At 75.6% G+C, this 2,995-nt stretch carries 4 protein-coding genes; 2 read left to right on the plus strand and 2 right to left on the minus strand.

The window, feature by feature from the left end:
* A partial coding sequence (locus tag HW445_RS24550; protein ID WP_180223119.1) for an MBL fold metallo-hydrolase occupies nucleotides 1-951 on the plus strand: 951 nt, incomplete at its 5' end.
* A gap of 122 nt (nucleotides 952-1,073) precedes the next feature.
* On the opposite strand, the gene HW445_RS24555 is transcribed toward HW445_RS24550, so the two are convergent.
* Complete coding sequence (locus HW445_RS24555) at nucleotides 1,074-1,625, minus strand: DedA family protein (RefSeq protein WP_180223122.1); 552 nt, start codon at nucleotides 1,623-1,625, stop codon at nucleotides 1,074-1,076.
* 26 nt (nucleotides 1,626-1,651) lie between these two features.
* Complete coding sequence (locus HW445_RS24560; protein WP_180223120.1) at nucleotides 1,652-2,434, minus strand: MBL fold metallo-hydrolase; 783 nt, start codon at nucleotides 2,432-2,434, stop codon at nucleotides 1,652-1,654.
* Nucleotides 2,435-2,598: 164 nt separating this feature from the next.
* On the opposite strand from HW445_RS24560, the gene HW445_RS24565 reads away from it, so the two are divergent.
* A partial coding sequence (locus tag HW445_RS24565) for a phage holin family protein (RefSeq protein ID WP_180223121.1) occupies nucleotides 2,599-2,995 on the plus strand: 397 nt, incomplete at its 3' end.

Here is a 2,995-nt window from a genome sequence, read left to right on the forward strand (position 1 = left end):
CTCCCCGGGCTGCGCTCCTTCGCCCGGTTCGCCCGCGAGGGCACGGTGCGGCCGAAGCGCGACGGCCTCGCGGACATCCCCCGCATCCCCTACCGGCCCGGGCCGCTGCCCCGGGTCGACGCCGGGCAGGTGGCCGTCACCTGGGCGGGACACGCCAGTTGGGTGATCAGGATCGGCGGCCTCACGGTCCTCGCCGACCCGGTGTGGTCCCGCCGCATCCTCGGCACGCCCGCCCGGATCACCCCGGTCGGCGTCCCGTGGGACGCGCTGCCCCCGGTGGACGCCGTGGTGATCAGCCACAACCACTACGACCACCTGGACCTGCCCACCCTGCGCCGACTGCCCTCCGACACACCGGTGTTCGTGCCCGGCGGCCTGGCCCGGTGGTTCTGCCGACGGGGCTTCCGGAGAGTGGTCGAACTCGACTGGTGGGAGTCGGCGCGGCTGAAGGGGGTGCGGCTGGACTTCGTGCCGGCCCACCACTGGTCGAAGCGGACCCTCACCGACACCTGCCGCAGCCTGTGGGGCGGCTGGATGCTCACCGCGGACGACGACGCGCCCGCGGTCGACGGCACGGGCGACGGCCCACGGGCCGGCACGGGAGGCGGGCGCCGGCGCGTGTACTTCGCCGGGGACACCGGCTACGGGCACTGGTTCCGGCGGATCGGTGAGCGCTACCCGGACATCGACCTGGCGCTGATGCCGATCGGCGCCTACGACCCCCGCTGGTGGCTGCGCGACGTGCACTGCGACCCGGAGGAGGCGGTCCGGGCCACCCTGGACGTCGGCGCCCGCCGGATGGCCCCGATGCACTGGGGCACGTTCCTGCTGTCCTCCGAACCGGTCATGGAGCCCCTGCACCGGGTCCGTGAGGCCTGGGCCGCGACCGGACGGGCCCGCGAGGACCTGTGGGACCTTCCGGTGGGCGGCTCCCGGGTGCTCGACGGCTGACCGCCGGGCGTGACCGCCGCGGATGGCCGCCGCGCGTGACCACCCGCGCGTGACCGCCGGGCGTGACCGTCGGGCGCGACCGGACACCGGGAGGGTGACGGCGCCCCTCCGGCGGTGCCCGGTCAGCGGTCCCGGAAGCGGTTCCACACGGTGGGGGCGGCGCTGATCGCCAGCGTCAGCACCACCACCGTGACCACGCCCTTCCAGGGTTCGTCGAACAGGGAGCCGCCCAGCACCCCGATGACCTGGTAGGTGGCCGCCCAGGCCAGACAGGCCAGTGCGTTGCCCCGCGCGAACCGGCGCAGCGGCCAGCGGGCCACCAGGCAGGCCAGTATCACCGGCAGCCGCCCCGCCGGAATCATCCGGGACAGCACCAGCACCGGCACGGCGTGCCGCCGCAGCTTCTCCTCGGTCCGATCGAGCCGTTCCTGCGGGGCCCGGTCCCGGATCCCCTCCAGCCAGCGGGTGCCGCCGCGCGACTCCATCCCGCGCCGGCCGAGCCAGTACAGCGCCACGTCACCCAGGCACGCCGCCGCCGAGGCCACCAGCAGCAGGACCCCCAGCGACACCGCCGGAGCCGCGTGGTGGAAGGCGACCACCGCGGCCGAACTCACCAGCGGGCCCGTCGGCACCACCGGGACCAGCGAGCCCAGCAGCACGAGGAGGAACAGCATCGGATAGCCCACCGCGCCGTCCGGCGTCACCGGGTTCCCCCGAGCCGCGCCGACTCGCCGTGCCCGAGCAGGCGCACCTCCACGCCGGGTGCGCTGCGGGCCGCCAGCCGTGCGAACTCGTCGCCCGGGGAGTGGAACTCGTGCGGGCGCACCGCGTCCATCCCGACCGGCCAGAACGTCCCGTAGTGCACCGGGACCGCGCACCCCGGGCCGAGCGTCGCCAGCGCCTCGGCGGCCCGGGCGGCGTTGAGGTGCCCCTCGCCGAGGAACGGACCCCAGCCGCCCACCGGCAGCAGTGCCAGGTCGACCGCCCCCACCTCCTTGGCCATGGTGTCGAACAGTCCGGTGTCCCCGGCGAAGTAGGTGCGCCGTTCGCCCTCCACCACGAACCCGAGGGCGGGGGAGCGGTGCGGTCCGAACGGCAGCCGCCGCCCGTCGTGCCGGGCCGTCACCGCCCGGACCGTCAGGTCCGCCACCCGCGTGCGGTCACCCGGCTCCACCTCCCGCACGTCCAGCGAGCGCGCCCGCGCCAGCCGGGCCAGCGCGGGCACCGCACGACCCGTTCCGCGCGGCACCAGCAGTACGGTGCCGGGTTCCAGCCGGGCCAGGGACGGCAGATGGAGATGGTCGGCGTGCAGGTGCGACACGAGCGCCACCTCCGCGCGCCACGCCTCCGGTGGTGGTGGCGCACCCCTCCGGCGGCGCAGATGCGCGAGCCGGCGCGTGAACAGGGGGTCCGTCAGGACGCGTACGCCCGAGTCCCGCAGCGTGCAGGTGGCGTGTCCCCACCAGGTGATCTCCGCCGGCACCTCGCCGTCCTCCCTCGTGCTCCGTGCGACCCGGTTCCGAGCCTACGGGTAGGGGCAGGCTCGGCGGGGCAGGCGGATCTTGACGCCCACGCCCACCGTCTGCCCGGTATGGCAGGGTTGAACGGCCCGTCCGCCGCTCGGCGGGCGTAGCGGGAGAACGAGAGGTGCGAGTGAACGACCGCTGGCGGCGGGGCGCCGGACAACTGGGGCGGAGCGTCGCCGTGTGGGCGGTCTCGACGCTGACCATGCTGGTGCTGGCCGGGCTGCTCCCCGATTTCCGGCTGGAGGCACCGGACGGCGGCAGCGCCACCCGGCTGGGCGTCACCGCGGCCCTCGGCGCGGGCGCCTTCGGCCTGCTGTCCGCGCTGGTGTGGCCGCTGCTCGTCCGCCTGCTGCTGCTGATCCCCGCCCTGGTGCCGGCGCTGCTGGTCTTCTTCCTCAACGGCGGCCTGCTCCTCGTCGCGCTCTGGGTCAACCCGGTGCAGCGGGGCGAGGCCAGCCCGGAGACCGCCGTGGTGGTGGCCGCGGTGATGTCCGCGGTGGCCTCGGCGACCGGCGACC

This window comes from Streptomyces sp. UH6, assembly GCF_013421635.1.
Classification (GTDB): Bacteria; Actinomycetota; Actinomycetes; order Streptomycetales; family Streptomycetaceae; genus Streptomyces; species Streptomyces abyssomicinicus.

Coding starts and splice junctions, on each gene's coding strand:
- HW445_RS24555 (WP_180223122.1), bottom strand. CDS start 1,625: ATGCTGTTCCTCCTCGTGCTGCTGGGCTCGCTGGTCCCGGTGGTGCCG.